Origin of the sequence: Bradyrhizobium sp. (assembly GCF_049691595.1) — a bacterium.
GTDB lineage: Bacteria > Pseudomonadota > Alphaproteobacteria > Rhizobiales > Xanthobacteraceae > Bradyrhizobium.
Genome location: NZ_JBAVNZ010000310.1, coordinates 1 through 2,971, shown reverse-complemented (window position 1 = coordinate 2,971; position 2,971 = coordinate 1). Strand labels below are relative to the sequence as shown.

The window sequence follows — 2,971 nt, the reverse complement described above, 5'->3', positions numbered from 1 at the left end:
GTTCCCACGCGTTACTCACCCGTCTGCCGCTGACGTATTGCTACGCCCGCTCGACTTGCATGTGTTAAGCCTGCCGCCAGCGTTCGCTCTGAGCCAGGATCAAACTCTCAAGTTGGACTTGAAACTTCGAACCGGCTGATCACAACGTTTGACGAGGTCCCACCATACAATCGCCCGCGATTCACATCGCTGACGACGCGACCTCAATCAAGAGATCATGGTGTAACCTTATTCAAAACGTGTACCGCCGAAGTCTTTCGTCCAGCCCCGAAAGATGAAAACCGAAGTTTCCAACTATTCGAGACTCGCAAGGACTCCGCCGTCCACGTTTCTCTTTCTTCATCTTCACTTGTCAAACAGCCCGGGGCCCGAGAGCCCCTCTCCCCCGAAGGGAAGTTCGAAGTCCTGATCCGACGGCAAATAACAACCGATGACTACCGGCTGTTGATCCACTCATCAGAATGAGGAGCATCAAGGGCGCGAAAGCTTGCCTTGGCCCAAAGGCCAATGCAGCGCCGCGCTCAGTGGGCGATTTATAAGCCCGCCCGATCGGCATTGTCAACGGTCGTTGTCAACAAATCGTCGCATCACGCGGAAGAATTTTGCGGTGCAGAGAGGCCCCGATATTTGGGGACTTCGCGCCGTACTTGAGCCACAATCCTGCGACGTTCTGATTATAGCGTAAGCATTGAATCGCCGGGTGCCAGTGGAGGCTGCCGGAGTTCGTCTACCGGGACAGGCGATTTCCAATGAACCCGTCGCCTTATCCCACGCGGCCGAGAAACATCGAGAGATCTGCACACGTTTGACGTTCGAGATTCCGGCCACCCAATGGCCCTCGGCTCCCGGACATCCATGCGTGTGACGCGTGTTCCCGGATTGCCGCTCTAGCGGGACGAGCAGGGGTCCGGGACGAACGGGGATCTTGTCGCATGTTGACGGAATTTGGGGGGAGACAGGGTTGAGCCAGAAGGCATCACGCGGGAGCGGCTACCGACGCGAGACCGGGATCATCGATCTCGGTCACGAGCCGCCGCTTTCCGTCGACGGCTCCGAGGCCGCGGTGATCGACCGCCGCCGGATCTCCGTACAATGGTTTAGCGGCACTATCCTGACCGGTCTGTGCGGCGCTGCCCTGATCGGCGGCGCCGTTTTTGCGTCGCTCGACGGCGAGATGACCTTTGCCAAGGTGCCGGAACGGGTCGAGGGCGCGCTGCGCGGCGCGTTCGGCGCCAATGATCGCACCGCCACCCTGCACAAGAGCGATCGGCTGCCGCCGCCCAGTGAGGCGAGCGCCGCGCGCAATGTGATGCGGGTCTCCACCGTGACCCGCGTCGGCAATCGCGACGTGATGCGGGTTCGGCCGTTCGTCCGCATCTCCGGCAATCTGTCGATGACCACGAGCGATCTCAGCGCCAAGATCCCGCCGTTCAACGCCCAGCGCATGCTGACCGACGTCGGCGCCGAGACGGCCACCGCCTCCGAGGATGCGAACAACCCCGATGCCGTCGAGCCCGACGCCGAGGTTTCGTTCGTCACCAAGGACCTCGCGCCGATCCTGCCAAAGGCGAAACTCGCCGCGGTGGTCGCGCTCGACGAAGTCCTGATGCGGGTGCGCGATGCCGCGAACTGGCGCGGCGGCGGCGGTGGCGGCGTGCGTTACGCGCTGGCCACCACCGACGCCAGCGGCGCCCAGTCCGATGTCAAGCTTGCCTACGCCACCGAGGGCAACGTCGCCGACCCCTATGCCGGCTTTGAGACCCGCGTGGTGCCTGAAAACGTCACGCTGCTGCCGAAGACGAAAGAACAAATTACCGGCGGCAATCCATCCAGTGAGCGCGTTCACGTCGTGAAGAAGGGCGATAGCGTCACCTCGATCCTGCGGGATCAGGGCGCGACGCCGGAAGAAGCCAAGGCGATCGCGGCAACGCTCGGCGCCCGCGGCCGCGACGGCGGATTGAAGGAAGGCCTGAAGCTGCGCATCCTGATGGCGCCGGCGGGACCGGGGCCCGGCACCAGGCTGCAGCCCTACCGCGTGATCGTCGCCAACGACACCACCGTCGAGGCAGTGGCCGCCCTGTCCGACGTCGGCAAATATGTCGCCGTCGACGTTCAGAGCATGAATACCGTCGCCGAAACCGCCGACAACAGTAACGACGACGATGATGATGATGACGGCAGCGGCGTGCGGCTCTACCAGAGCATCTACGAGACCGCGCTGCGCAACAAGGTGCCGGCAAGCGTGATCGAGGACATGGTCCGCATCTACTCCTACGACGTCGACTTCCAGCGCAAGGTGCAGCCCGGCGATTCCTTCGACGTGTACTACGCCGGCGAAGACGAAGGCTCGAACGTCACCGAAAAGAACGATGTGCTGTTTGCCTCGCTTACGGTCGGCGGTGAGACCAAAAAGTATTATCGCTTCCAGACTCCGGACGACTCGGTCGTCGACTTCTACGACGAGACCGGCAAGAGCGCGAAGAAGTTCCTGGTGCGCAAACCGGTCAACAACGCGATCATGCGCTCGGGCTTCGGTGGCCGCCGCCATCCGATCCTCGGCTATGTCAAGATGCACACCGGCGTCGACTGGTCGACGCCCTACGGCACGCCGATCTTCGCATCCGGCAACGGCGTCGTCGAAAAAGTCGGCTGGGAAGGCGGCTACGGCAAATACGTCCGCCTCAAACACAACAACGGATACGAGACCGCCTATGGCCACATGTCAGCCTTTGCCAAGGGCACCGAGCCCGGCAAGCGGGTACGGCAGGGCCAGGTGATCGGATTCGTCGGCTCGACCGGCCTGTCGACCGGCGCCCATGTGCACTACGAAATTCTGGTCAACGGCCGCTTCGTCGATCCGATGCGCGTGAAACTGCCGCGCGGCCGCTCGCTCGACGGGCCGGTCCTGGCGAACTTCGAGAAAGAGCGCGATCGCCTCGATACCCAGATGAGCAGCCGCGGCGGCGCAGCC

General features: G+C 62.7%; 1 protein-coding gene and 1 rRNA gene. One reads left to right on the top strand and one right to left on the bottom strand.

Annotation, left to right across the window (positions count from 1 at the left end; all coding sequences use genetic code 11):
• Positions 1 to 115: ribosomal RNA gene (locus WCE35_RS13665) — 16S ribosomal RNA — on the bottom strand; the annotation flags it as partial.
• An 846-nt stretch (positions 116 to 961) separates the two neighbouring features.
• Here WCE35_RS13665 and WCE35_RS13660 point away from each other — a divergent pair.
• On the top strand, positions 962 to 2,971 hold a 2,010-nt coding region (locus tag WCE35_RS13660; protein ID WP_424593879.1), incomplete at its 3' end, for a M23 family metallopeptidase.